21 protein-coding genes are annotated in these 24,468 nt (G+C 38.3%); 6 read left to right on the top strand and 15 right to left on the bottom strand.

What is annotated here, in order from left to right:
• Positions 1-137: 137 nt before the first annotated feature.
• The 6 genes from AC6I0I_RS07395 to AC6I0I_RS07420 form a co-directional block, all read right to left on the bottom strand.
• Positions 138-2,549, bottom strand: a complete 2,412-nt coding sequence (locus AC6I0I_RS07395) for a DNA translocase FtsK (RefSeq protein WP_161832500.1) — start codon at positions 2,547-2,549, stop codon at positions 138-140.
• A 120-nt stretch (positions 2,550-2,669) separates the two neighbouring features.
• Complete coding sequence (locus AC6I0I_RS07400; RefSeq protein WP_161832501.1) at positions 2,670-2,984, bottom strand: thioredoxin family protein; 315 nt, start codon at positions 2,982-2,984, stop codon at positions 2,670-2,672.
• Positions 2,985-3,058: 74 nt separating this feature from the next.
• Positions 3,059-4,057, bottom strand: a complete 999-nt coding sequence (locus AC6I0I_RS07405; protein ID WP_161832502.1) for a hypothetical protein — start codon at positions 4,055-4,057, stop codon at positions 3,059-3,061.
• 65 nt (positions 4,058-4,122) lie between these two features.
• Positions 4,123-4,644 carry a DUF84 family protein gene (locus AC6I0I_RS07410; RefSeq protein ID WP_237658970.1) on the bottom strand — a complete coding sequence of 174 codons (522 nt, stop codon included), beginning with the start codon at positions 4,642-4,644 and terminating at the stop codon, positions 4,123-4,125.
• A 10-nt stretch (positions 4,645-4,654) separates the two neighbouring features.
• Positions 4,655-5,314, bottom strand: a complete 660-nt coding sequence (gene trmB, locus AC6I0I_RS07415) for a tRNA (guanosine(46)-N7)-methyltransferase TrmB (RefSeq protein ID WP_161832503.1) — start codon at positions 5,312-5,314, stop codon at positions 4,655-4,657.
• 190 nt (positions 5,315-5,504) lie between these two features.
• Positions 5,505-6,233, bottom strand: a complete 729-nt coding sequence (locus AC6I0I_RS07420) for a pseudouridine synthase (RefSeq protein WP_161832504.1) — start codon at positions 6,231-6,233, stop codon at positions 5,505-5,507.
• 195 nt (positions 6,234-6,428) lie between these two features.
• Between AC6I0I_RS07420 and AC6I0I_RS07425 the strand changes: the two genes are divergently transcribed.
• A complete protein-coding gene (locus tag AC6I0I_RS07425) occupies positions 6,429-7,490 on the top strand; it encodes a hypothetical protein (RefSeq protein ID WP_497993528.1) in 1,062 nt (353 codons plus the stop codon).
• Positions 7,491-7,537: 47 nt separating this feature from the next.
• On the opposite strand, the gene AC6I0I_RS07430 is transcribed toward AC6I0I_RS07425, so the two are convergent.
• Entirely contained in the window at positions 7,538-7,936 is a 399-nt protein-coding gene (locus tag AC6I0I_RS07430; RefSeq protein ID WP_161832506.1) for a hypothetical protein, read from the bottom strand.
• 41 nt (positions 7,937-7,977) lie between these two features.
• Positions 7,978-9,624 (bottom strand): putative polysaccharide biosynthesis protein, encoded by a 1,647-nt coding sequence (locus tag AC6I0I_RS07435; RefSeq protein WP_161832507.1) that lies wholly within the window; start codon positions 9,622-9,624, stop codon positions 7,978-7,980.
• 317 nt (positions 9,625-9,941) lie between these two features.
• Here AC6I0I_RS07435 and sspI point away from each other — a divergent pair, with 317 nt between their 5' ends.
• On the top strand, positions 9,942-10,160 hold the full coding sequence (sspI, locus tag AC6I0I_RS07440; protein WP_161832508.1) for a small acid-soluble spore protein SspI: 219 nt from the start codon (positions 9,942-9,944) through the stop codon (positions 10,158-10,160).
• 468 nt (positions 10,161-10,628) lie between these two features.
• On the top strand, positions 10,629-12,740 hold the full coding sequence (locus tag AC6I0I_RS07445; RefSeq protein WP_262953796.1) for an LTA synthase family protein: 2,112 nt from the start codon (positions 10,629-10,631) through the stop codon (positions 12,738-12,740).
• A 31-nt stretch (positions 12,741-12,771) separates the two neighbouring features.
• Here AC6I0I_RS07445 and AC6I0I_RS07450 read toward each other — a convergent pair whose 3' ends face one another.
• The 3 genes from AC6I0I_RS07450 to AC6I0I_RS07460 form a co-directional block, all read right to left on the bottom strand.
• Positions 12,772-13,932 carry a leucine-rich repeat domain-containing protein gene (locus tag AC6I0I_RS07450; RefSeq protein WP_262953795.1) on the bottom strand — a complete coding sequence of 387 codons (1,161 nt, stop codon included), beginning with the start codon at positions 13,930-13,932 and terminating at the stop codon, positions 12,772-12,774.
• 186 nt (positions 13,933-14,118) lie between these two features.
• Positions 14,119-15,378, bottom strand: a complete 1,260-nt coding sequence (locus AC6I0I_RS07455) for a VanW family protein (protein WP_161832511.1) — start codon at positions 15,376-15,378, stop codon at positions 14,119-14,121.
• A 103-nt stretch (positions 15,379-15,481) separates the two neighbouring features.
• A complete protein-coding gene (locus AC6I0I_RS07460) occupies positions 15,482-16,105 on the bottom strand; it encodes a hypothetical protein (RefSeq protein WP_161832512.1) in 624 nt (207 codons plus the stop codon).
• 545 nt (positions 16,106-16,650) lie between these two features.
• Here AC6I0I_RS07460 and AC6I0I_RS07465 point away from each other — a divergent pair.
• The gene (locus AC6I0I_RS07465) at positions 16,651-17,964 is read left to right on the top strand and encodes a leucine-rich repeat domain-containing protein (RefSeq protein ID WP_237658971.1); all 1,314 of its coding nucleotides are present in this window, start codon (positions 16,651-16,653) and stop codon (positions 17,962-17,964) included.
• A gap of 57 nt (positions 17,965-18,021) precedes the next feature.
• On the opposite strand, the gene AC6I0I_RS07470 is transcribed toward AC6I0I_RS07465, so the two are convergent.
• Positions 18,022-19,224, bottom strand: coding sequence for a DUF1002 domain-containing protein (locus AC6I0I_RS07470; RefSeq protein ID WP_161832908.1), 1,203 nt, complete (start codon positions 19,222-19,224; stop codon positions 18,022-18,024).
• Positions 19,225-19,406: 182 nt separating this feature from the next.
• On the bottom strand, positions 19,407-21,575 hold the full coding sequence (locus tag AC6I0I_RS07475) for a DNA topoisomerase III (protein WP_262953794.1): 2,169 nt from the start codon (positions 21,573-21,575) through the stop codon (positions 19,407-19,409).
• A 196-nt stretch (positions 21,576-21,771) separates the two neighbouring features.
• On the opposite strand from AC6I0I_RS07475, the gene AC6I0I_RS07480 reads away from it, so the two are divergent.
• On the top strand, positions 21,772-22,374 hold the full coding sequence (locus AC6I0I_RS07480) for a C39 family peptidase (RefSeq protein WP_161832910.1): 603 nt from the start codon (positions 21,772-21,774) through the stop codon (positions 22,372-22,374).
• Between the two features lie 4 nt (positions 22,375-22,378).
• Here the strand turns inward: AC6I0I_RS07480 and AC6I0I_RS07485 are convergent, their stop codons facing one another.
• Positions 22,379-22,540, bottom strand: a complete 162-nt coding sequence (locus tag AC6I0I_RS07485) for a hypothetical protein (protein ID WP_161832911.1) — start codon at positions 22,538-22,540, stop codon at positions 22,379-22,381.
• Between the two features lie 132 nt (positions 22,541-22,672).
• On the opposite strand from AC6I0I_RS07485, the gene AC6I0I_RS07490 reads away from it, so the two are divergent.
• Positions 22,673-23,599 carry a cation diffusion facilitator family transporter gene (locus AC6I0I_RS07490; RefSeq protein WP_262950800.1) on the top strand — a complete coding sequence of 309 codons (927 nt, stop codon included), beginning with the start codon at positions 22,673-22,675 and terminating at the stop codon, positions 23,597-23,599.
• A 73-nt stretch (positions 23,600-23,672) separates the two neighbouring features.
• Here the strand turns inward: AC6I0I_RS07490 and AC6I0I_RS07495 are convergent, their stop codons facing one another.
• Positions 23,673-24,389 (bottom strand): hypothetical protein, encoded by a 717-nt coding sequence (locus tag AC6I0I_RS07495; protein ID WP_262953793.1) that lies wholly within the window; start codon positions 24,387-24,389, stop codon positions 23,673-23,675.
• Positions 24,390-24,468: the final 79 nt, after the last annotated feature.

The following is a 24,468-nucleotide window of genomic DNA, read 5'->3' on the forward strand; positions in this document are numbered from 1 at the left end:
GTCATAATTTCCTTACTATTATATCATTTATCATGTATTTGGAAACCGTCTTTTTACGATTCTTTCCATTATATCATCCACCTATAAAAAAACGTTCCCTCATGACAATGAAGAGGGAACGTTTTTTCTCATTTTATTTATAGGCGCGTTTGATCTTGTAAACTTTCAAACTCCGAACGTGTAATTTTTATTTCACGTTGCTTTTGTGCCCCCTGAGGATGGCCAATCCATCCATTTAACTCTAACGTGTCAATAATTCGGGCGGCACGATTAAACCCAATACGTAAACGTGTTTGTAAAGATGATACGGTCGCATATCCGCGATCAAAGATAAAACTCATTGCCTCATATAGGAGCGGGTCTGTATCCGTGTTCATTGCAGATGTTCCACGTTTAAAGATGTCATCTGCAATTAAATACTTCGGTTTCCCCTTTCCTTTGATGCAATCAACAATACGTTCAATTTCCTCGCTTGAAATATAGGCTCCTTGAACGCGCTTTGCCTTTGAACTGCTTCCTAAAAACAGCATATCACCTTGCCCTAACAGATTTTGAGCACCTGTCTCATCTAAAATTACCCGTGAATCATTCGCCTGGGCGACGGTAAACGCAATCCGACTTGGAATATTAGACTTAATCGTTCCCGTAATGACATCCACCGTTGGTCGTTGCGTGGCAACAATCAGATGGATTCCTGCCGCACGAGCTTTTTGGGTAATCCTCATAATACAATCTTCAACCTCTTGTGCTGACACCATCATCAAGTCGGCTAACTCATCAATAACAATTAAAATATAGGGGAGTTTCCCATAAGATATTTCAAATTGGTGACGGCGTTCATTAAAGGACTTAATGTCTTTAACACCATTTGCTAAAAATAAATCATAGCGTCGCTCCATCTCTTCTACTGCCCAGCGCAATCCTTGAGCAGCTTTGTGTTCATCACAAATAACAGGAGTAATTAAATGCGGAATGGTGTTATACGGAGCCAATTCTACTCGTTTAGGGTCGATTAACATCACACGAACTTCCTCGGGGCTCGCTTTATACAACATACTAATAAGTAAGGTATTAATACACACACTTTTACCTGAACCTGTTTGTCCCGCGATTAATCCGTGTGGCATCGCCGCGATATCCGCATAAACTGGATTTCCTGCTACATCTTGCCCTAACCCAATGTAAAGAGGACTTTCATGTAAAATAAATTCTGGTCGCGAAAGAATCTCTTTTAAACAAACCATTTTCCGCTTAGGATTTGGAATTTCTACTCCTATCGTATTTTTACCTGGAATCGGCTCAATACGTAACTCCTCAACAGACAGACTAAGTTTTAGATCATCCGATAAATTCATTATTTTATTTAATTTTGTTCCTGACTCCGGCTGAATTTCAATCTGAGTTACCGTTGGTCCTTGCGTATATTCTCCCGTTAGCCTCACCTTTACTCCAAAATCAAGGAACGTTCGCTCAAGAATATCCATCTTGCTAAAAATCCACTCTTCATCGATGAAATCTTCGCGTTTCGGTTCATTTAGCAATTCTAAAGAAGGCGTTTCATAATAAATAACCTCTTCCTCTTCATCCGCAATCTGAACCTGATCTAATAATTCGTTACAAAAATTCTCATCATCGTAAGGTTCGTCATCGTCTTCAAAAAGGAGATCTTGTGAGTGAAGGTCATCCTCCTCGATCGATTGAGAAAAATCAATGACTTGATCTTGCTCAATCGCTTGGTCGACTTCACCTTCGGAAAGAATTGAATCAAAAATCGAAGGCAATTGTTCCTCATCCTCTAATAAGGAAAAGACATCTTCTAATCCTAACTCCTGATTTTTTTCCTTTAATCCCCCTGCTACTTGTTGAAAAGCAACCGTATTTTCTACTCGTTCCGTTTGTTCCTCTTCAACCGTCGGTGCCCCTTCATCTATGGAGTCATTCACAGCCTGGGTTGACGCTACCGGTGTGTTAATTTCCTCATCTTTTGATACTGATCGATCCACCGTTTTTTCGTCTGTTTCCAAACAAGAAGCGTCTTCCTCAGCTGTAAAACTGGGACAAGGAGTAACATCATCAGTCGGCTCGAAGAGCTCGTTTAGCTCCTCGTTAGAAATAGCTGTTAGCTCCTCACGACAAACAGGTGCGAACTCCTCCTCACGTTGCCCCGCTTCTTGACCTTCATCGGTAACGATGGTTGCAGTCGATAATTGATACTTCCCATGCGCGAGTTGGACCGCTTTAGGTTGTTGCACGCGCCGTCCAGTAATCGGAGAAACAAACTCTACCGGCTTATAAATGGCCGTTTTTGGTGCACCCGTTTGTCCCTCTCCTGTGCGTGTTGTTGATGGCATCGGTTTCTTTTCCTGTACCACTTTAATTTCTTGACTTAATATTGCCTGTGGGCGGTCTATCACCGGTTTAACTTCCGATTGACGAACCGTATTTACTCTTTGTTTCACTTCATTTATTGAGACTGATTTTGGAGTAGCTACAACTTCCTCATCTCCAAAACCAATTTTCTCAATATCAAAAATCTTCCTTTTTTTCATATTGTCTCACCCTAAATTACCCAAATGTCTACATTTAATTATACATGAAAAATTCCATTATTCTCAACAATGTTCAAAAAAAATCGCCACGCGTTTTCATGACGATTTAATCTTAATGACCTATGCCAATGATTCAATAAAACCTTCAATTTGTTCACGTGTTTTACGTTCCTTATTAACATAACGTCCCACTTCTTTTCCATTTTTAAAGGCCACAAAACTAGGAATTCCAAAGATATCAAGTTCGATACAAAGATCCATTAAATGATCGCGGTTAACCGTATAAAACTGATAATTTGAGTATTTCTCTTCAATTTTTGGCATAAATGGTTTAATCACCATACAATCTGGACACCAATTAGCGGTGAATAAAATAATCACATTTTCATTTTTAATAATCTCTTGATACTGCTCTACTGTCGTAATCTCTTTCATATGAATCCTCCTTTTTTATACTTACCGATAACAGTTTTCTATCATCGGCTCCTCATCAAAGATGATCATCTTCGCTACTTATTTCCCTCTGTTTCCTGACGCTTTTCTGTACTAAAATCAAATTGAATAACTTGATTTCCTTCCTCAGTCGCCATCTGTTGATTCGAAGAATCGACTGACTCGCTCATTTCTGTTGCTTGTGTATCTTCTTTCGATATCACAGGCGCCTTAGCGTCCTGTGCCTCATTCCCTTGCCCCTCTACATTAGGGTCTACCGACCGAACTTTCGCTTCAGCATCCTCTAATTTTGCCTCATTTTTTGAAACTTGTAATTCCTTAGCAACTCCCACTTCATCAGCTACTGCCGTACGCCCTAAAACTAACATATTATATGTTAAGTAAGGGGCCTCTTGATAGTCAATAATGGCTGAAAGCTTTGTTCCATCCACTAACACCATCAGTAAATATTTCTCGGGCAATTGAACCAATTGAACAAATCCATTTTTTCCATCGCGATTAAAGCTTTTGTAAAAAACTTCATGACCCGCCGCCTTATTCTCATCACGTAAGAGGTCGTACGTCTCATTATTCACATCGACAGCACTATATTGATGATTATAATTCATAATCACCTCGTTATCTTTATATTTAATAATATCATTAACTCCTATTGACCATTTATACTTAAATTGTCGTGGAATATGATAACTTAGTGTCTCATTCTTAATATTAATATTATTTCCCTTGTAATTAAATGCGGCACTAATACTGTCTTCCATCGTTCCTTCAAACGTTTCTGCTGTTACAATAGGTTGAGCCATATAAAGAAGCCCAACGCTTAGTCCCACCACGACTACCCCACTAATTGTCGTCGTTAGACGATTAATGACTCGAAGTCGCGATGAATGTTCGTTCATGCCTTCTGATGTTGAATTTAATTTATTTTTTAGCCGAATGGCTTGTAATTTTCGTTTTGACGATTGAGTAAAATTAATCACTTGTTCTTTTAGCCAATGTGATACTTTTTTCATTTCTTCACTGTTTTTTTGCATATCAGTTTTTTGTTTCGACAAAAAAATCGCCCCCTTATCACATGATATACTCTATTATATCATAGGAGACGATTCTAACCAAATTTTTATTTTCGACAACAATTGCTATTACGGACGAATTGTCCCCATAACAAGCGGACGATATGACAGAAATTATCTTCTCGACTGACAAAATCAGCTGTTAAAACGCCGATGGCTCCCTCATTTGTACGGACATTTTGTCGCTTAGAATAACCATCAATGACATCACCCAATTCGATTCCATCTTCTAGGGCGTCACGTAATTCATCAGGCAATGGCAGGCGCGTTCCTCCCGCATAAAAGGTTTGACCTTCCTTCGTTTTTAGCACACCCCAGTTGACTAAAAACAGCTGATCATTTAAATATTCAACTCCAGCCTCAAGTCCAATTCCAATGTCCCCAAAGGCTAGCGCCCCTTGTGCACGATGACTTGCACCTAATACGGTCTCAGCATCACTAAATGGCTGGTCTGAAACCTGGCTTAAAACATCGACTCCTTCTACTTCATATCCTTGTGGGGTGAGAATTCGCTTAACCGCTCCCACTTTTACCTTATTCGTTGATCCTACCACAACTTTCAACTTCATCCCCACTTTCCTAAGCTAACTTTTTTGATTGAAATTGTGCCTCTAATCGATAAATCGGTTGTCCCTTTGCACTAAACTTCTCTTCATATTCCGTCATAATATTCCAATCTAACGCTTCTCGTTGATGTAAGTCTAACGCAACATCTTCAAGTTTCATTCCATACCCTGTCACACTAACGAGCGAATATTCAAAAAGTAAACGATTATCCGTTTTAAAACGTAAATATCCATTTGGGACCGTAATTTGTTCATAGCGCGTTAAGAAGTTTTCATGTGTTAAGCGGCGTTTCGCATGGCGAGGCTTTGGCCATGGATCCGAGAAGTTTAAATAAACACCTTCTACCTCGTTCTCAGCAAAAATATCGGTTAAATCTTCTGCGTCGATTTTTAATAGCTTTAAATTAGGAAGTTCTCCTGCCTCAAGCACCTTTTCTAATGCACGAACCATAACTGAATCAAACTTTTCAATTCCAATAAAGTTTAAATGAGGATTTTGTTTAGCCATTCCAATCATAAACTGCCCTTTCCCCATTCCTACCTCAATATAAATAGGTTGTTCCTTTTCAAAAACAGATTGCCAGTTTCCTTTTAACTCCTCACCATTTGGGATGACAATCTCTGGATGGGCAGCAATCGTTTCGGACGCTCCTTTTACCTTTCTTAAACGCATCACTATCAGCACCTTTCTTCTATTTACTATAGATGTCTTAACCTATATTCTTAATTTTTTGACAATATTTCTTCTTTTTCGTCTTTTTTTATCGCCCTAATTGTATCACATGTCCCCGCCTTTGTGAAAGCAACAATTCTCTTAGCCCATTAAAAAGAGGCCACCTTTTAGTGACCCCTGCCTCATCTTATTAAACCGTTCGTCGTAGCAACTCAAGCTCTTCATCTTTCAATTCACGATATCCACCCAAAGGTAGCGACTCGTCTAATTTCAATTCACCGATCGCTAATCGTTTTAAATACTCGACTTTACACCCTACACTCGCAAACATTCGTTTCACTTGATGAAATTTACCTTCCATAATCCAAATGTCAACGACAGTTAGATCATCCATCGATCCGATTAACTGAAGCTTTGCAGGCTTGGTCATAAAAGACTCATTGCTTCCGTCTAAAATTTCGACCCCGTTCTCTAATCGCTTCACGGCTTCCTTGGTTAACTCGCCACTGATGTGGGCTCTATAATGTTTATACACCTCTTTTTTAGGAGAGATAATTTCATGTGCTAATTTTCCGTCATTTGTTAAGAGCACTAATCCTTCCGTATCTCGATCTAAACGCCCTGCGGGGGCCACATCATAAATCAAATACGACTCATCTAACAAATCGATCACGGTTCGATAATCACGATCCCGTGTCGCACTTAAACAGTTTTGCGGTTTATTCATCATGATATAAACAAATTCACGGTAGTCTACTACTTCATCAAAAACAGTGACAACTTGAGATGAAAGGTCAACCTTTACTTTGGCGTCTTTCGCCACCTGACCATCAATCTTTACAACTTTTGATTTTAATAATCGCTTCACCTCAGAACGGGTACCATACCCCGTATGAGCTAATAATTTATCTAAACGCACTGGCCTATCCTCCGACAAAAATACTTTTTTTCAACAAAAATATCATAACACAACTAGGGCATAAATCATAGAATATATTAACAGGTTAAAGGCACCGGTTATTTTGTGGTTCACGCTTGACTCAAACATCTTAACGTATGGCCTAACAACCCGTGTCTAAAACTCGTTTACCTAAAAGAAAGGAGGGCTTCGCCCATGTTTGGTAAACTAAAAAAACAAAAAACAAAATCGCCTGTTGAACAGATGGAGCAATTCTATTTAAATCAATTTCTTAACCCGCCAAAACCTACGCCACAAGGACCAAATGGAATGCCTCAAGGAGGAATGGGCTTTAATCATAGCGCGGGTCCTCAAGTCTCTGGACGAATGGTCCCACCTACAGGAGGAATAAACGCGATGGTAAATAACGGCTTTAATCAAGGGCAGCCAATGATGAACAACAACTTCAATCCATCCCAACCAGGGATGAGCAATAACTTCAATTCGTCCCAACCGATGATGAGTCATAATTTCAATCAACCTCAACCGATGATGAGTCATAATTTCAATCAACCTCAACCGATGATGGGTAACAACTTCAATCAACCTCAATCCATGATGGGTAACAACTTCAATCAACCTCAATCCATGATGGGTAACAACTTCAATCAACCTCAATCCATGATGGGTAACAACTTCAATCAACCTCAATCCATGATGGGTAATAACTTCAATCAACCTCAATCCATGATGGGTAACAACTTTAATCAACCCCAACCGATGATGAGTAACGATAGTTATGTCACATCTATTTCAAACCCAAGTCTACAAAATACTTACGCGTCATTGACACCCACTTCTTCATTTAATGAACCACTTAGCTCAAACATTGGAGCAGAACCAATGAACACTGTTACATTTTCGGATTCAGCCTCATTTAACGATTTTGCGTTCGACTCATTACCCACCCAAGCACCCCAGGATTTGACCCCTTCCCTTGAAGATTTAACACAAACGAATATCCTCGGCAATCAATATTTTTCTAATCAGCCCCTCACCTTGACGCCTGATACAACACCTACCCGTGTCCCAGGCATTCCTGCACAAAACCCTACACAAACATCTAATGGATCACCTGTCGTTAATCCCACTCCCCCTTTTCAAGATATGAGTCCATCCCAAGCGCCACAAGACATCCAAAGTAAAGTTGATAATATGAACATCAGACTTCGAAAAGTAGAAAGTTATCTTGGATTTCGCCCTGAAACGACCATATAAAAAGAACGCCTAGGCGTTCTTTTTATATTTGATGTAAAACAACTTTTTTATTCATAATAACTTGGTGCAAGTTGATCCTTATATTGTTGTAATAAATGTTGCTTGTACAGCTGATCCATCTCCTTTTGAACTGCTTGTTGCTGATCCGCTGTAAATAAATGTTCTAAATCCTTTAACATTTCCTCTACTATCTCTAAGGCAGCATCGTAATTAACATCTAGGCTCGCTCGTTGCGGACTATTATCAGTGCTCACCACCACCGTCTCTTCTTTATCTTCACCCAACCAGGATCTAACATACCCTTTGACCTCTTGAATTTCATGGCCTAAGCGCGCCATATTCAGTTTGGCCTGTTGTGTCAACTGAATCTCCGTTCGAAAACCGCCCACAAATAAAAGCCCTACTACCGCGAATCCTAACACGACATACGAAACTAACCGCTTCATTTCATCACCTTCATACTAAGTTGTCTTTTGTTTAGTATGAACTAGCGACGACGAACTATGCGTCCCTTCAATCGTTTTAACGAAAATTTCGTCCCAAAAAGGGTCTCAATGAGATCAAAATACCACGCGAGTCCGAAGTAAACTATAACACCGAAAAGTCCCGCAATTCCTACATATAAATATGAGAGCATATGATGAACCTGATAGTTCATAAATAAATCTAAAATAAACTTCACGCCCACCACAACAAGGGCCATGACCCCTGTAAAAACAAAAATCGCAACCAATCGGCGAATTAAGTTAGCCACTTTAAACTTTGTCTCCCGTTGAATGACCACTAAACTCATGACAATACAGAAGGTATACGAAATCATCGTCGCCATCGTTGCTCCATCTGTTTTAAAAATCGGAATTAATAACACATTTCCAAGATATTTAATTCCTAACGAAAGCACTAAGAAAATAATACCATTCCACTGTTTACCAATCCCTTGTAAAATCGCCGTGACAATACTATAAAGTGCCATAAATAATCCAAGCAACGATCCTAATCTAAAAATATCTCCTCCCATCGCATTATAGCCTTTGACCGATGAGTTAAAAAACATGATAAAAATAGGCTCCGAAAGAAGCGCCATTCCTACGACGGCAGGGACAGTGATAAAACAAGTTAATTGAATCGCCAACATTAAATTTTTACGAACCGACTTCATATTTCCTTCCGTCAGATGATACGTTAACTCTGGAATTAAAGGTTGACCAAACGAAATCGCAAACGAGACAGGAATCATAATAATCTTATACAATGATCCTGCGTACATCCCGTAAGAATCCTCAACAATTACTCCATCTAAGCCACTCTTTAACATGTAATGATTATATGTTGTCTGATCCACAATTTGGAATAGATTAGTTGCCAATCCTAAAATCGCAAACGGAATCGCATACGCAATTAACTCTGTAAATAAATTTCCAAAATTTCTTGGTTCATGAGAAACCGTTTCATTCAGCAACTGATTATACTGCTTTACATTTTTTCTCCAATAATAATACAAAATTAAAAAAGCTGTAATCCCCGCTAAGAAAGCCGAAAAGACAGAAAAACCAACCGCTTCCTTCGCCGTTCCACCCTTTATATGAATAATATAATAAGAGCCTACAAGGATAAAAACAATTCGTACGACCTGCTCAACAAACTGAGAAACTGACGTTGGAACCATATTTTGATTCCCTTGAAAGAATCCTCTGAAAATTGCCATAACTGGAATAATCAATAAGGCAAAACTAATCGTTTGAATCGCCATCGTTACATCTTCCACTGTATTTGCTAACTCACTTTGACCTGCTAATACGACATTAGCATACCAAGGCGCCATATTATACATCGTTAAAAAGCCAACACATCCGAGTGCAATCATAAACCAACTTGCATACCTAAACATCGTCCGTGCCGTATCATACTCCTTAGCCGCATTATATTTTGACACAAACTTTGCAATTCCAACTGGGATTCCTAACGTGGATAAACTAATAAACAGGGCATATGGCGTATAAGCATAGTTGTATAATGCCATCCCAGAAGCTCCAACTAATTGTTGAAATGGAATAACATACAAAATTCCTAAGAACTTCGTCGCGAACATACTAATACTTAAAATCATGGCCCCCTTTAAAAAGCGATTCCCCATATCCTCGACCTACTTTCTTTTCGTTCATACCGCTTTGCAAACGGATTTATTTTATTATTTTACTATAATTTTATAAACTTTCCAAATCATTTTATAGGATGAAGCGTTTACGGTAAAAAGACATTTTCTTTTTTTTTCAACCAAGGTAGCCCTTGACACCTTACGATCCACCTTTTATCCGTGGCACCTTTTTCTTAAACGACTAACATCCTTAGTATAGACCACTTCTCCATAAAAATTTCATCAAATAAAGCGCGTATACTTTCGGTGCATTTTGAAAAACTATAATTGAAAGATAAAATGATGAGGTGATGTTGATGAACTTAGATTTAAGAAAAGCCGTCATGGCAAACTTAGATGATTCTAACTATGATGAAATCCGTGAAACGATTATTGATGCAATTGAGTCAGGGGAAGAAAAAACACTTCCTGGGCTCGGTGTTATTTTTGAAATCTTATGGAACGGAAGTAATGACGCTGAGAAAGAAACAATTGTCTCTCGCGTTAGTCAATGTTTACGTCCTAAAGCTAGCTAAAATACCCTTTCTAACAAAAGAATCTAAAAAAGGAGAACTTTTATGTTCTCTTTTTTTATTCCTCTACCTCCCCTATATAAATAAAGATAACCCCTTCCTGCCCTACAACCTTCGACATTCTATGGTGAAATAAACAAAATAAGCGATTACATCAGTTAACCGCACCTATAAGAAGTAAAAAGTTTGAGGAATTTTATAAAAAGACACATCTAGGAGATGAATTCTTTATTTTTATCCGTATAATAATTACTTGAATTGAGTCTCACTAAAATAGACAATAGCATCCCTGATTAGCCTACCTTATCTATCGTAAGCGTAGAAAGGGCACCTATAAATGTAGTAAATTTTTCTAATTGATTTTAAGGGACGAGATTGCTACAATGTCTGATAGGTTAGACATAAGATTCATCAACTTAATAACCTCGAAAAAATCATCACAAACCGAGGTTTTATCTATGGGGGTTTCAGATGAAAGAAATGATAAAAAAATATTTATATAACAATTATACGATTTCGTTACTTGTTGCCATCTTATTAAACTTTCTCATCGAAAGCTTTAGTCGTCATTCAGTTGTTGCGGCACTTAACTATCTCGTTCATTCACCACTCGTTTTTCTTTACAATACGTTATTAATCTTATTGACGTTATCTATCTCGCTACTCGTTCGCCGAAAAGTTTTCACTTTCACTGCGATTTCAGTCATTTGGTTAGCGGGGGGAATTACAAATGGGATTGTCCTCAACAACCGTGTCACACCATTTACGGCAAACGAATTAAAATTAATCTCATCAACGTTCGATATTTTAGAAAAATACTTTTCAAAATTTCAAATTGGATTAATCATCCTTGGCGTTGCTTTAGCGCTAATTGGTGTCGTCATTGCGTTCTTTAAAGCACCAAAATCAAAGGATAAGGTCAATTATAAAAAAGCTGTACCCATGTTTTTAGGCGGAATCCTCTGCTTCTTCTGTTTAACACAAGGGGCATTAAAAACAAATGTAGTGGCTAGCTACTTTGGAAACATTGCATTCGCATATCTCGATTACGGATTCCCTTACTGTTTTACAAATACATTATTAAACACTGGGATTACTCGTCCAGCAAACTACTCTGAAGCATCAGTTGATCAACTAAAAGAGCAACTTGCATCATCTGAATCAACAACGATTGGGGGTTCTAATTTAGTTGCCAACAATGATAACCAATTGATGTTACAAAAAAAGGCACCTAATATTATTATGCTTCAATTAGAATCATTCTTTGATCCAACTTATATGAAAGATTTAAAATTTTCAGAGGATCCTGTGCCGAACTTCCGTAAACTAAAAGAACAATTTTCTTCAGGTTTCTTAACTGTGCCTTCTGTTGGTGCGGGAACTGCTAATACGGAGTTTGAAGCTATCTCAGGAATGAACTTAGAATTCTTCGGAGCCGGAGAGTACCCGTATAAATCAATCTTACGTAAGACAACAGCAGAAACGATCAATTATGATTTAAAAGACCTTGGTTATTCAACACATGCGATTCACAATAATAAAGGAACGTTCTATAGTCGCCAAAAGGTATTTAAAATGCTAGGCTTTGATACCTTTACATCAGTTGAATACATGAACGTAGAAGAGCTTACCCCACGCGGATGGGCAAAAGACAAATATTTAATTAAACCTATTCTTGATGCCTTAAAATCGACTGAAAACTCAGATTATATTTATACGATTTCTGTTCAAGGGCATGGAGATTATCCAAGTACACCTGTTGAAAATCACTCTAAAATTAAATTAAGTGGATTTGATGACACCGAACGCTTAAACTCATTTGAATATTTCACGAATGAAATTCATGAAATGGATACTTTTATTGCAGAGCTCATTTCTGCCCTTTCGTTAATTAACGAAGACACGGTGCTTGTCATGTATGGGGATCACTTGCCAACCCTTGATATTACAAATGAAGAATTAGCTAACGGCGATATGTTCCAAACAGAGTATATTATTTGGAATAATTTCGGCCTTGAAAAACAAGACGCTAATATCGAAGCCTATCAACTTGGGGCACACGTATTAGACCAATTAGGGATCCATCATGGAACGTTAACTAACTACCATCAACAATTTAAAGATGAAGCTGATTATCAAGAAAATCTTAAACTTCTACAATACGATATGCTATACGGTGAACGCTATGTTTACGATGGAGTGAACCCTTATGAACCAACTAAATTACAAATGGGGGTTAATGAAATTTCCATTTCTGAGGTTTACCAAGATGAGGAAGGGCAATTCATCGTCAAAGGACAAAACTTTACCGACTCTAGTCGTGTAAAAATCAATGATAACGCCCATGAAACCATTTATGTTGATTCAAATACATTAAAGGTTCCTGATTATACGTTAAATGAAGAAGATCAATTTTCAATTCAACAAGTGACGGTCACTAATCACGTTCTTAGTACATCTGCAAAATATAAAGTGGGACAGGAAGAAGAGAACAACCAATTTTATGACCAAGGATTTGAAGAAGGCTATCAGGCGGGATATCAAGCGGCCCTTGAAGCAATGAATCCCCCAATGAGTGAATAAAAAAAACACCTCTTATTAAGAGGTGTTTTTTTTATTCTTTAACCTTTGGCTTTAAGACACAATCAATTGTCCCGCTAAAGGGAACATCTTCACATTCCCCTTCAAATCCTAAAGTAAGATGTGTCTTTCCCTCAGGGATACTAACGATCTTGCTCCGAGGGTCATAACTTCCCATTTTAGGGTCTACACAAATCATTGGAACGGTTCCATTTATATCTGTGATTCGTCCTCTTAGATCCAAACAGGAAAGATTATCTCCCTCTATTTCCCACTGGATATGTTGGCGTTCTAACTTAACAATTAATAACTTTTTCAACCCCGAAATAGACGCAATTTGATTTCCCTGAGCTAATAATGCCTTTAATAACGGAAGCTTTTCAATCGGTTTCAAATCACTCACCTGATTATTAATTAAATTTAGGGCCTCTAAAAATTCAAGACCACTCAGTGAGTCTAGATGACGGACTCGATTATGACTTAAATCCAAAAATTGAAGATGTTTTAATCGGCGCAATGGACTTAAATCGCTGATCTGATTATTTTCGACAAATAGCACACGTAAATGAGTTAACTTCGAAAGCGGTGATAAATCACTGATCTGGTTATGGCCTAAATGAAGTTGGGTTAATAAAAAATGTTCACTAATCGGTACAAGTGATTCAATTTTATTTTCTTCTAACGTTAACGTTTGCAATTGTGTTAACGGTTCGAGCGGAAATAGCGTCTGAATTCCACATCCCTTTAAAGAAAGAAACGTCAGTTTTTTCATAAATCGTAACTCTTCGTAACCTTGAAGGGGGTTGTAGTCGACGAGTAACATTTTTAAACGGTCAAGCTTAGTTAGCGGCCATAAACTACGAATGTGATTTCTACTCACATCTAAGCGTGTTAACTGCTTTAATTGACTTAGCGGTCTTAGGTCGTCAATTTGATTATGGCTAAGGTTTAATTGCTCAATATTTTTTAATCCCTTTAAGGGAGAAAGATCTTTAATTTGATTGCTACCCAGATGAATCTGCGTGGCATGAATCGCATGATGAATCCCACTTAAATCTTTTATTCCTTTGTTTTCTAATACGAGAATTCCTTGTAAATTCATTAACTGTTCTTTAGTTATATCTGATTCTAATGGTTGATTTAAATACTGTTGATTGAGTGCGGCTTTTAATTGTTGATCCACTATCACATTCATGAGTGCTCCTCACATTCCTTCATTTGTTAAATTAGTTTTATGGTTTGAACGATTAAGTTAAGTAGGATACACCCTAGTATATTCAATTTTTAAAATCAGTGGCACCTCAAAGGCCCCTTCTAACACACGTGAGGCGCCATTTAATCATGAAAAAAAGTGTTTCCACCTAAATGGAAACACTTTTTATTATTTATAAACACTTGTATCAATATACTTATTAAATACGACATTTCCAGCTGCATCATATCCTAATAAAGACGTTTGATATTTATTCGCTGCTAACTGTCTAACTTGAGGCTTATACGTTACACCGTTTAGGGCACTTTCGTGTGACCAAAAATCAATGGTTAACGTTCCACCGCTCGTATATGCATTAATATAAATAGGATAATCGAGCGTATTCACAAACTTAAAATCGATTAAATCTTCTGCCATCGTCGCATCTAACCCACTTGGAACATATCCAACAGGTAAACTATGGTTTCGACGTTCTGTCGGTAAGATTCCGGCTTTTAATACCGTGTTATAAAGTGTAGAGGATACTTGGCAAATTCCGCCTCCTACTCCATCAACCGGCTTAGAATTGATAAAGACGGTTGCATCAACATAACCGTTTGAATAAATAACAGGTGAAACTTTTTCCGTATAAGAGAATTCATCACCTGGCATTAACACGGTTTTATTAATTTTTGATGTGGCCAACTCCACATTGCGGGCTCTTGGAATACCTGCTGGGAAAGTCGAGCTATAACTTGAAATTCGATGATTAACCGATGCAAGCGCCTCTTTATCACGTTGGGGATGTGTGACAACACCTTCAGCTGTTATTTTGACTGCTTTTGTTGAGCTCTTATTTAAAGCCTTTTTGATTTGCTCTTCAATCTCCGCTGTTTCCACACGATATCCATCTCGGCCCCCGGTCACTTCAAAGTTTCCGGCTGATACCATCGTTAAGGTTGGCTCTTCTACTTCCACATACAATTCATTTGCAATCGTTTCAAGCCACCCATCAACTAATGTCTCATCATACGAATAATCAATCTGATACTCCTTTAATGGCGCCTCTTTAATTCGTTTCGCTTGTTTTATCAATTCTAAATCTTTTCCAAGCGTAAAAATTTCATCCGCTAATTTCTCAAGATTTTCTTCAATCGTTAACCCTAATTCATCTAATGTTTTTGTAAAAGTATGTTCATCTATTTTAATTTCAATGCTACGTGTTGCAAATTTTTCAACTTCTTTTTCTAGCGCACGAGTTAACTTCTTCTTCGACAAATTAGATACATCTTGTCCATTGACTTTAATATTTGGAAATGTCTTTGTCTCATAAGTGGCAACAAGTTCTTTTGCCGTATAATACTCGTACCCTTTATAACCTCCATATAAAAGTCCGACGGTTAAAACGCTAATGGCCCCACCCATTAAAATTTTTTTCTTCATACTCATAACATGGTCCCTTCTTTTATATTTTTAGCTCTTTCCTAATCCTTATTTATCATACCACACCTGGCATATTTTTGAATAATATTGATTTTTTTGGTTATTTTTTCTAAAAATTCGACTCCGGTTTAATGTCGAGAGAGTAGTTGAAACGCTCTTTTTTGTTCCCCTCAAAACTAATCAGATAGTTTCCCTCCCCCGCATAACTATAATAACTAAAACAATTTTGTTCTTTATTCGGTTTTAGTTGCACAAGTTGACACGTTACCTCTTGATTAATAACTGGCTCATAAAGAATGTGCGGACTTTTTTCATATTCACCAAATTGATACGCAATCTTCGCCTCAGCTAAGCTTTGAGGCTTTAGTGCCCATTTCTCATAAAAAACAGTTGGAATTGAGACAGGCATCACTGTTTCATTCATCTCAAAATCTTTTAACAGATAACGATAATTAAAGTGAAGAACAAGTGCTTCCTTCGATGCGGCATACCGATCCTTAACAACTTCATAAGAAGTAAGCGTCACCTGCCAAAGAACGCCTGAATCATCTAAAAAAATAACGGGGTCCCCCACTTGATACGTCACGTCACTCTCATATGCCTCTCGATGAACCTCATCCATCATTAATAAATTTTTAAATTCGCTTGGAGTGACCTCCTCCTGCTTTTCTACCTTTTTATCACATCCAGCTAAACAAATACTCATGCCTAGCACCATCATCCATGTCTTCATCTAATTCATCCTTTTTATCTTAACTTAATAAATTAAGCCTATCATTAAACCAACCTAATAACAACAAAAACTTGCTAACATAACTCAATAAAATTTTAGAAAAAAATTAATTTTTTATTCGCTTTAAAAAAGCACGACAAATGACACTCGTAGAAATGACTTTTTAAAATTTATAGATACTGAGAAGTCATTTAGCTTTAATAAACCTCTATTACGCGTGCATCATCTCTTTTTTAAAAATTTATTGACTCCTAGTCGTTTAACTCACCTTTTATTTTTCCCTTCAGCTTCTTTCATGCTAGGTCCCAGATGTTTTAAACCTAAAAGTTCTCCGTTATCCTATCAATCCTTAATCATAAAAAAACCATTGAATCCACACACAAATACGGATGTATTTCCTCCGAGCTTTATCGTGCTCAAATGGTTTTTTAAATTGTTTTCATAGGGAACTCATTTTGTACATTCTTCATGCTTTGTTATCGTGTCACCCTCTTGTTGCTAAAGACATATACTAAAGTAGAAATTTTAAAAAGGAGGTGATGGCTTTGGCCACACCCGTTAATATCCCCGATGCTGCCTTTTATACATATCTTCGCAATACCCTCATAGATAAAGGGATAATCACTTCTGAGACTCTGCAACTTACAGATGACGATCTCGCCCAATTAGATGAACTTGATTATTCTGGAGACGGAAAACCCGTAACACAAAAAATATCAAACCTTACGGGAATCGAATACTGTGTCAACGTCACAGATATTTATTTTCCTTACAACAACCTGACAACCCTTCCGGATTTGTCTGCTCTCACCGATCTCCAAATTTTAGATTTAATCGATAATCAAATTAACGACCTTTCAAACGTCTCAAATCTTCCATCGAGTTTAACAACTATTCTGTTAAATACCAATCAGATTGCAACCTTACCCTCACAAGATTCGTTCTCACATCTTATTAATTTAGAATCCTTACAGCTTGGCGACAATCAGATATCCGATATTTCAAGTTTAGCAGGACTTCCTAACTCGATTTCACAATTATTATTATTCAATAATCAAATTACCGACTTAAGCGCATTAGCTGGCCTAACCAGTTTAACAGAATTACACCTTTATATGAATACCGACCTAACAGACATTACACCTCTTGCGAATTTAACAAACTTGCAAAAACTCTATATTTCTGACACAAAGGTCACAACAGTTACATCGTTAAAAAAACTAGTGAACTTAACTCACTTATGGTTACATTACAATCAAATTCAATCGATTAACGGTTTAGAAGATATGACAAAATTAACCTTATTAACCCTTAATCAAAACCAGATTCATGATATTTCCCCTTTAAAGACAGTAACGAATCTTACAATTTTAGACTTATATACAAATGAAATTACCGATATTACTCCCCTTCAAAACATGACTGAACTCCAAACGTTAACATTACACGACAATCAAATTTCTGATATTTCGCCACTCGCTGACAAAACAGAGTTGATTTCCCTCACACTTGATAATAATCACGTCTGCGATCTTTCACCCTTAAAAGGTTCTCCACTCACACAGAAATTTTCCGCCACCAACCAAACCGTCCATCTTCCTAACATCATTCTTCACACGTACCGTCTTATTCTTCCTTATCCCGTTAAAGACCACCAGGGAGAGCCGGTTCCTCCAAGCCCACAACAATGGACTTACTACAACGAAAGTCCTCATACGATATCATGGGATAATTGCTATGGATGGGGAACTCGAACCTTTAATTTTGAAAATGAGAGTCACACCTTCTCTGGACAAATCCATATTTTTTATCAAACCTTTATCCCTTTAAACCGTCATTATACTTATTATCGTCATTAATGCTATTTAAAGAAAAAGACAGAATAACAGTTAACTGTTATTCTGTCTTTTTCTTTATTAATTTAGAGCCTCTTGTGTTTCATCATTTGGATTTAATTCGTCTGCCTGCAAAACACCGTCCACTTGAGTTTGTTCCGTGTCCTTAGCCTCTGGCAATTCAACAGATTCCTCTGTATCCTGTGTCGATTCCAGTAATGATTCGTCTAATGAACTTGAGTCAATATTGGTTGGAAGTGAGTCTTGCTCTTCTTCAACCGTTGGTGCCACTGTTGATTCTAACTCATTGTTATCTGTCTCAGCCTGATTCGAATCTGGGATAGAAACAAATAACTGTTTAATCCATTCACCAAAAGAGGCAAATAAATCTAAAAACCAGTTTCCGATACTTTCTAATAGGCCAGATTCCTTCAAATGCACGCCTGCTTCTTTGAGGCTGTCGGCAATGCTATTTCCGATATTTTTCATTGTATCTTTAATCTCTGAGTAATCAATATCTAAATCATTCACATTTTCCATTAAAGAGGCAACGCGTGCTTTCGTTTCGTCACTTAATTCGACTCCATAATTATTTGTTACATTCGTAATGATTTGACCAATTTGAACTGAATTTGGTGAATCCTTAATGACTTGCTCTTTAATGTCGTTCATAATTCCTGATGCAACGGTTGATGAATCACTTTTTGAATCAATATTATTTGATTCATCGTTTAAAATTTCATCAGCAACCTCTAGCGTTGTATCAATTTCTTCTTTCGCAATAACTTTATTCTCCTCAGAGAGACTCTCACCCATAATTTCTTCCGCACCGGCTAAAATTCCTGCCAATGCTGACTCTCCAGTCACCATAAACGGTGCTGAAACATTAACTTCGCAATTTAAAATTCCTGACGTGATGAGGGCATTCGCAAACATCTCATTCGTGACTAAACTTACGTTTTTCGATGAAACTTGAACCCCTCCTTGATCCGTTAACTTAACATACGCCGATGAATACCAGCCTCCCGTATAATCATCTAACGCATCAGGTGCTAACCCTAATTGCTCAATCGCTGTGGCATTATCAACATAAATAGCTTCCATATCCGCGGGTACCCCGAAATACTCCCGGAGAGCAGCCTCTTCACTCTTTGTTAAACTTGTTCCAAAAGATAAAATCTCCCCCTGACGGTATTCACCGCTAAACGACGTCTTTGCTAAAACTGGCGTTGAAAGACTTAACCCAATAGCCAATCCCAAGGTAAGAATCGATTTCTTAATCATACGTTTTATTTCCTCCTTTATAAAACTTCTAACAGTCTATGCAACTGCCATCCTATTCATGACTCTCCCGTCTATTTCACCCTACCACATAACTTCTAAAAAATCATATAATGCGTGTATAAAAACAACAGAAAATGTAAAAAATAGGCCCCTCGATGAAATTCACCCAAAGGCCTATTTTTTTATAATTTTAATTTAGCTAACGCATCAGCGAGCGCTGAATTCATTGGTTCTTGTTGCTTTTCTTGTTCACGCAAATATTTTTGGACGTCACGTTTGCTTCCTTGTTTTTTCTGTTCCGATTTTCGCTTATTAAACGTACTTAGCTTCTCACGGTACCCACACACACAGCTAAACATTCGACTGTCTCCCTCACCACGAAGTTCTAACTTTTTATGGCAATTTGGACAACGAGCATTCGTCAATTGAGAAACCGTCTTTTTCGTGTTACATTCACGGTCCTGGCATACGAGCATCTTTCCACGCTTTCCATTCACGGCAAGCATCGGCTTGCCACACGTTGGACATTTCGTTGTTGTTAAATTCTCATGTTTATACGTGGCTTCGCTTCCTTTAATTTCATGCACAATTTGACTTGCATACTCGCGCATCTGCCCGACAAACTGTTGGCGCTTTAAGCGCCCATTTGAAATATCTTGAAGTTTTTTCTCCCACTGTCCTGTTAATTCAGGTGACTTTAACTCCTTAGGCGCCAGTTCTAATAATTGTCGCCCTTTTGATGTCAAATAAATATCTTGGCCCTTTTTCTCAATCATAAAACTATTGAATAACTTTTCAATGATATCGGCGCGTGTCGCTACCGTCCCTAATCCACCCGTTTCCTTTAATGTTTTAACCACCTCACTTGAGGCCTGATTCATATATCGTGATGGATTCTCCATCGCTGATAAAAGTGTCGCTTCATTAAAATAAGCGGGTGGTTGAGTCCGTCCTGATGTTTTGATTAATTTAATATGAGATAAGACCGTCCCTTCCTCAACAACTGGGAGATTGGCTAACCCATCCCCTTCCTCTTCATCCACGTGGTAGATTTCTTTAAACCCCAATGACACGACACGCTTTCCTTTCGCAACAAACGATTCCTGACCCATTTTAGCCAACATCGTCGTCTGCTCATAAATATATGGCTTCATAAAGACAGAAAGGAATCGTTTCACGACTAAATCATAAATTTTTCGTTCTTTATCACTTAAATCGCTTAACAGGGGTGTTTGCTCGGTTGGAATAATCGCATGGTGATCACTTACCTTTTTATTATCGACAAACGAAGAATTTGTGACGATTTTACCCTTTAACAGTTGGTTCGCCACCCCTCGGTAAGGTCCGATAGCGACCGCTTTTAAGCGCTCAGGGAGAGTAGCAACAATATCCGTTGAAAGATAGCGTGAATCCGTTCGCGGATATGTGAGCACCTTGTGATGTTCATATAATTTTTGCATCGTTGATAACGTCTCTTTCGCCGAAAATCCAAACCTTTTATTTGCATCCCGCTGCAATTCCGTTAAATCATACAAGCCCGGCGCATAAACCTTTTTCTCGGCCTTTTTAACTTCTATAATTTGTAACGGTTTCTCTTTAAGCGCACGCATTAACTCATCGATACGCTGTTCTTCAAATGTCTGTGTACTTTTTGACTTTCCGTCTTGCCACGTCCACTTCACGGACTCACTCATGGCCGTTAACCCAAAATAAGGTTCTGATTTAAATTGTTTAATTTCTTCTTCCCTTTTTGAAATCATGGCCAAGGTTGGGGTCTGCACGCGACCACATGAAAGTTGAGCGTTGTATTTCGTTGTTAAGGCCCGTGTCGCATTCATTCCGACAATCCAATCCGCCTCAGAACGCGCCAACGCTGATGCGTATAAATCATCATAGTGACGTCCATCTTTTAATGATTTAAATCCTTGTTTAATCGCCTGATCCGTCACTGAAGAAATCCATAAACGTTTAAGTGGTTTTTTTACACCCGATTTCTCAATAATGAGACGTGCCACTAATTCTCCTTCGCGCCCCGCGTCCGTCGCGATGACAATTTCAGAAACGTCCTTTCTTAACAGCTGTTCCTTCACTGCCTTGAATTGCTTCGCCGTCTTTTTAATCACCACAAATTTAAACGCTTTCGGTAACATGGGTAAATCTTCTAAATTCCACGATTTATATTTCACATCGTATGCCTCTGGGTCCGCAAGTGTCACTAAGTGACCAAGTGCCCATGTCACGACATAATCTTTTCCTTCTAAATATCCCTGACCTTGCTTCGTGCATCCAAGCACACGAGCAATGTCACGACCAACAGACGGTTTTTCCGCCAACACGACACGTTTACTCATCGCTACTCCTCCAAACCTTCATCGTTCACATTTTCTCTTATTTTATCACTTCTTAGACAAAAAAACTACGATTTAAAAAGGACGATTAGCCTTTTAGATCCTATCAAAATCTTCCCTACTTATAATACCAATATTTGACGCTTTTTAAGGAACTATGCTATACTGAGGATACATTTAAAACAAAGGGAGATATGCAATGAAACGATGGTTATTTTGGGGCAGTTTAGGTCTACTTCTTCTCGTGCTCATCATTTTTTATTATTTAACCCCCTTTCCCCAACGGGATTCTCTAACAAAAAGCGTTCCTTCCTCTTATTCAATTGATCAGGAAAATAGCTTTGAAACTCAAGTTCATAACGAGTGCTCGGCCTTCTCAACCGCCTACGTATTAAGACACTTTGGGGAGTCTCAGACGGGGCTTGAGCTGTACGAAAAATTCGGCTATAAGTTACCCTTTTCTGGTTATGTTTTACCGAAGGGAATTTTAAGTTATTTTAAAGATAGTGCCTATGAGGCGACACTCTATCGCGGAACATTTGAGACGTTAAAAAGTCGATTGATTGAGGGAACACCTGTTATTGTCTTAGTCGGTGATGGTTTAAATTGGCAACACTACATGACACTTGTTGGATTTGATCAATCACTAAGCGAGGTCTATTTCTTTGATTCGCTTCGTCAGGACGATGAAAACGGTGAGGCACCGGGAAATCGAACATTATCAACCGATTACTTCTTACAACTTTGGGACAACGGCCTGCCGATCTTTAATCACATTTACTTCACAATAGAAAAAAGGTAACCCTTTAAAAAGGAAAAGGATTACCTTTTTTTTCATCTAAATGATATTGTAAAGCCTGTCTTCGTCTGAGTTGATGATCATAGGCAATAAAGAAGACAAGTCCCATTATCACAATACTAATGACACAAAGCATTAATCCAATTTGAATCATTAATGTCATATTCATTGAAATCCCCTTCCTTTCTAACTGGGTTACTCTTAATATCCCCGACTCACCGATGATTATACATTTTTAGGCACATATCCTAACTTTTTCTCATAAACTATAAGTAACAAACCACTAATGGAGGTGTTTGATGTGAATTCATCTAATCGGGAGCAGATTGGAAATCATACCTTACTCGTCACAATTGTGATGAATACGATTTTAACGATGATTAAACTAGTTGCTGGACTCGTGGGACACAGTGCCTCAATGATTTCTGATGGGATTCATTCCTTATCCGATGTCATTAGTTCTATTGGGGTCCTTATCGGATTTCGTCTTTCACAAAAACCTGCTGACTGTTCCCATCCGTATGGGCATGAAAAGTTCGAGCCTATTTTAAGCAAAATTCTATCGTTTATTTTATGTTTAACTGGACTCTCTATTGGCTATTCCGCTATTGAAACCATTGTATCCCACCATTATTTAACCCCGGGATCAGTGACAATCTGGGCCGCCTTGTTATCGATTGCTGTTAAAGAGTGGATGTATCATTATACCTTATACCAGGCGAAAAAAATAAATTCCACGGCCCTTGCCGCTGATGCGTGGCATCATCGAAGCGACTCTCTTTCATCGATTGGAGCTCTCATTGGAATTATCGGGGCTCGTTTAGGGTTTCCCATCCTTGATCCATTAGCGGCCCTTATTATTACCGTCATTATTTTAAAAGTAGCTATTCAAATCTTCATTGAGGCCACAAACCAAGTGATTGATAAAGCGGCAAGCCCCCAACTCATTGCTCAAATCAAACAGCAAATCGAACAGGTAGACGGCGTCCTTGCCATCGATTCATTAAAAACGCGGATCCATTCCAATCGAATTTATGTTGATCTAGAAATTTCTGTCGATCCTACTTTAAGCCTTATTAAAGCCCATGCGATTGCAGAGCAGGTCCACTATCAACTTGAACATCACCTTCCTCAAATTAAACACTGTACCGTTCACGTTAACCCGTTCAAGTTACCGGAAGACCCGCCAAACAAATACCACGCGATTGAAGAAAATGATGATTTTTAACAAAATAATCATAAAAAAACTCGAGGAAAACTCCAAATTAGCGGGACATTCTTCGAGTTTTTTTATTCCACTGTTAAAGAAGCGGACTTTGTTGGACAGGCATCATATAATAAGGCATCACCTGAGTTGCTGGACGACTTTCTAACGCCACTTGATGTGTCACGACCGGAACCATTGCCATAAACGGACCGGAACTTTCCTGATACGGAGAAACATCTGTTGTTATCCAACGGGCCGAACCATTTCTTGATGGGTAAGGCATCATGGATTGTTGCATCACCTGATAAGCCGGCATCATCGGTTGGTAATACACGGGCGCCTGTTGGTACGTTGGCATTTTGTTAGACGTTGCCTGATTTGGGATGGTATAGACTTGATGTGTTTCTTTTACCGGTTGTTTTCCTTTCCACTCATCAAAATCCGGATATAACTCCTCGTCGTCATCTTTTTCTTTCACCTTAGGCTCCTTTAATTGCGATGTCGGTGACATATAGCCATAAGGCGAATAATTATAAGGCATTCCTTGGACGACCGGTACCGGTTGAATGACGGGTTGAACCGAACTGGTCGTAGCTTGTGCTGGATGCGCCGCCTGATCATGCTTATTACCAAAGGCACTCGCCAAAAAGGCACCCGCTAACCCTCCGACAATAAATGAACCTAATCCACCAAATTCACCTGGATACGGAACCGGAACAAAATTTGGGTCAAAGCCCCCTTCATGATTCTCACGATATCCCCTTAAAAAAGAATAAGGATTACGGCGATTAAAACGTGGTCGATCATACATAAACTCACTCCCCTTTAACCAATCTGTTGACAAATGATATCACACGTCAATAGAACGATTCACTGATAGTATATCCACT

The organism is Turicibacter sp. St.80E1 (assembly GCF_059728495.1).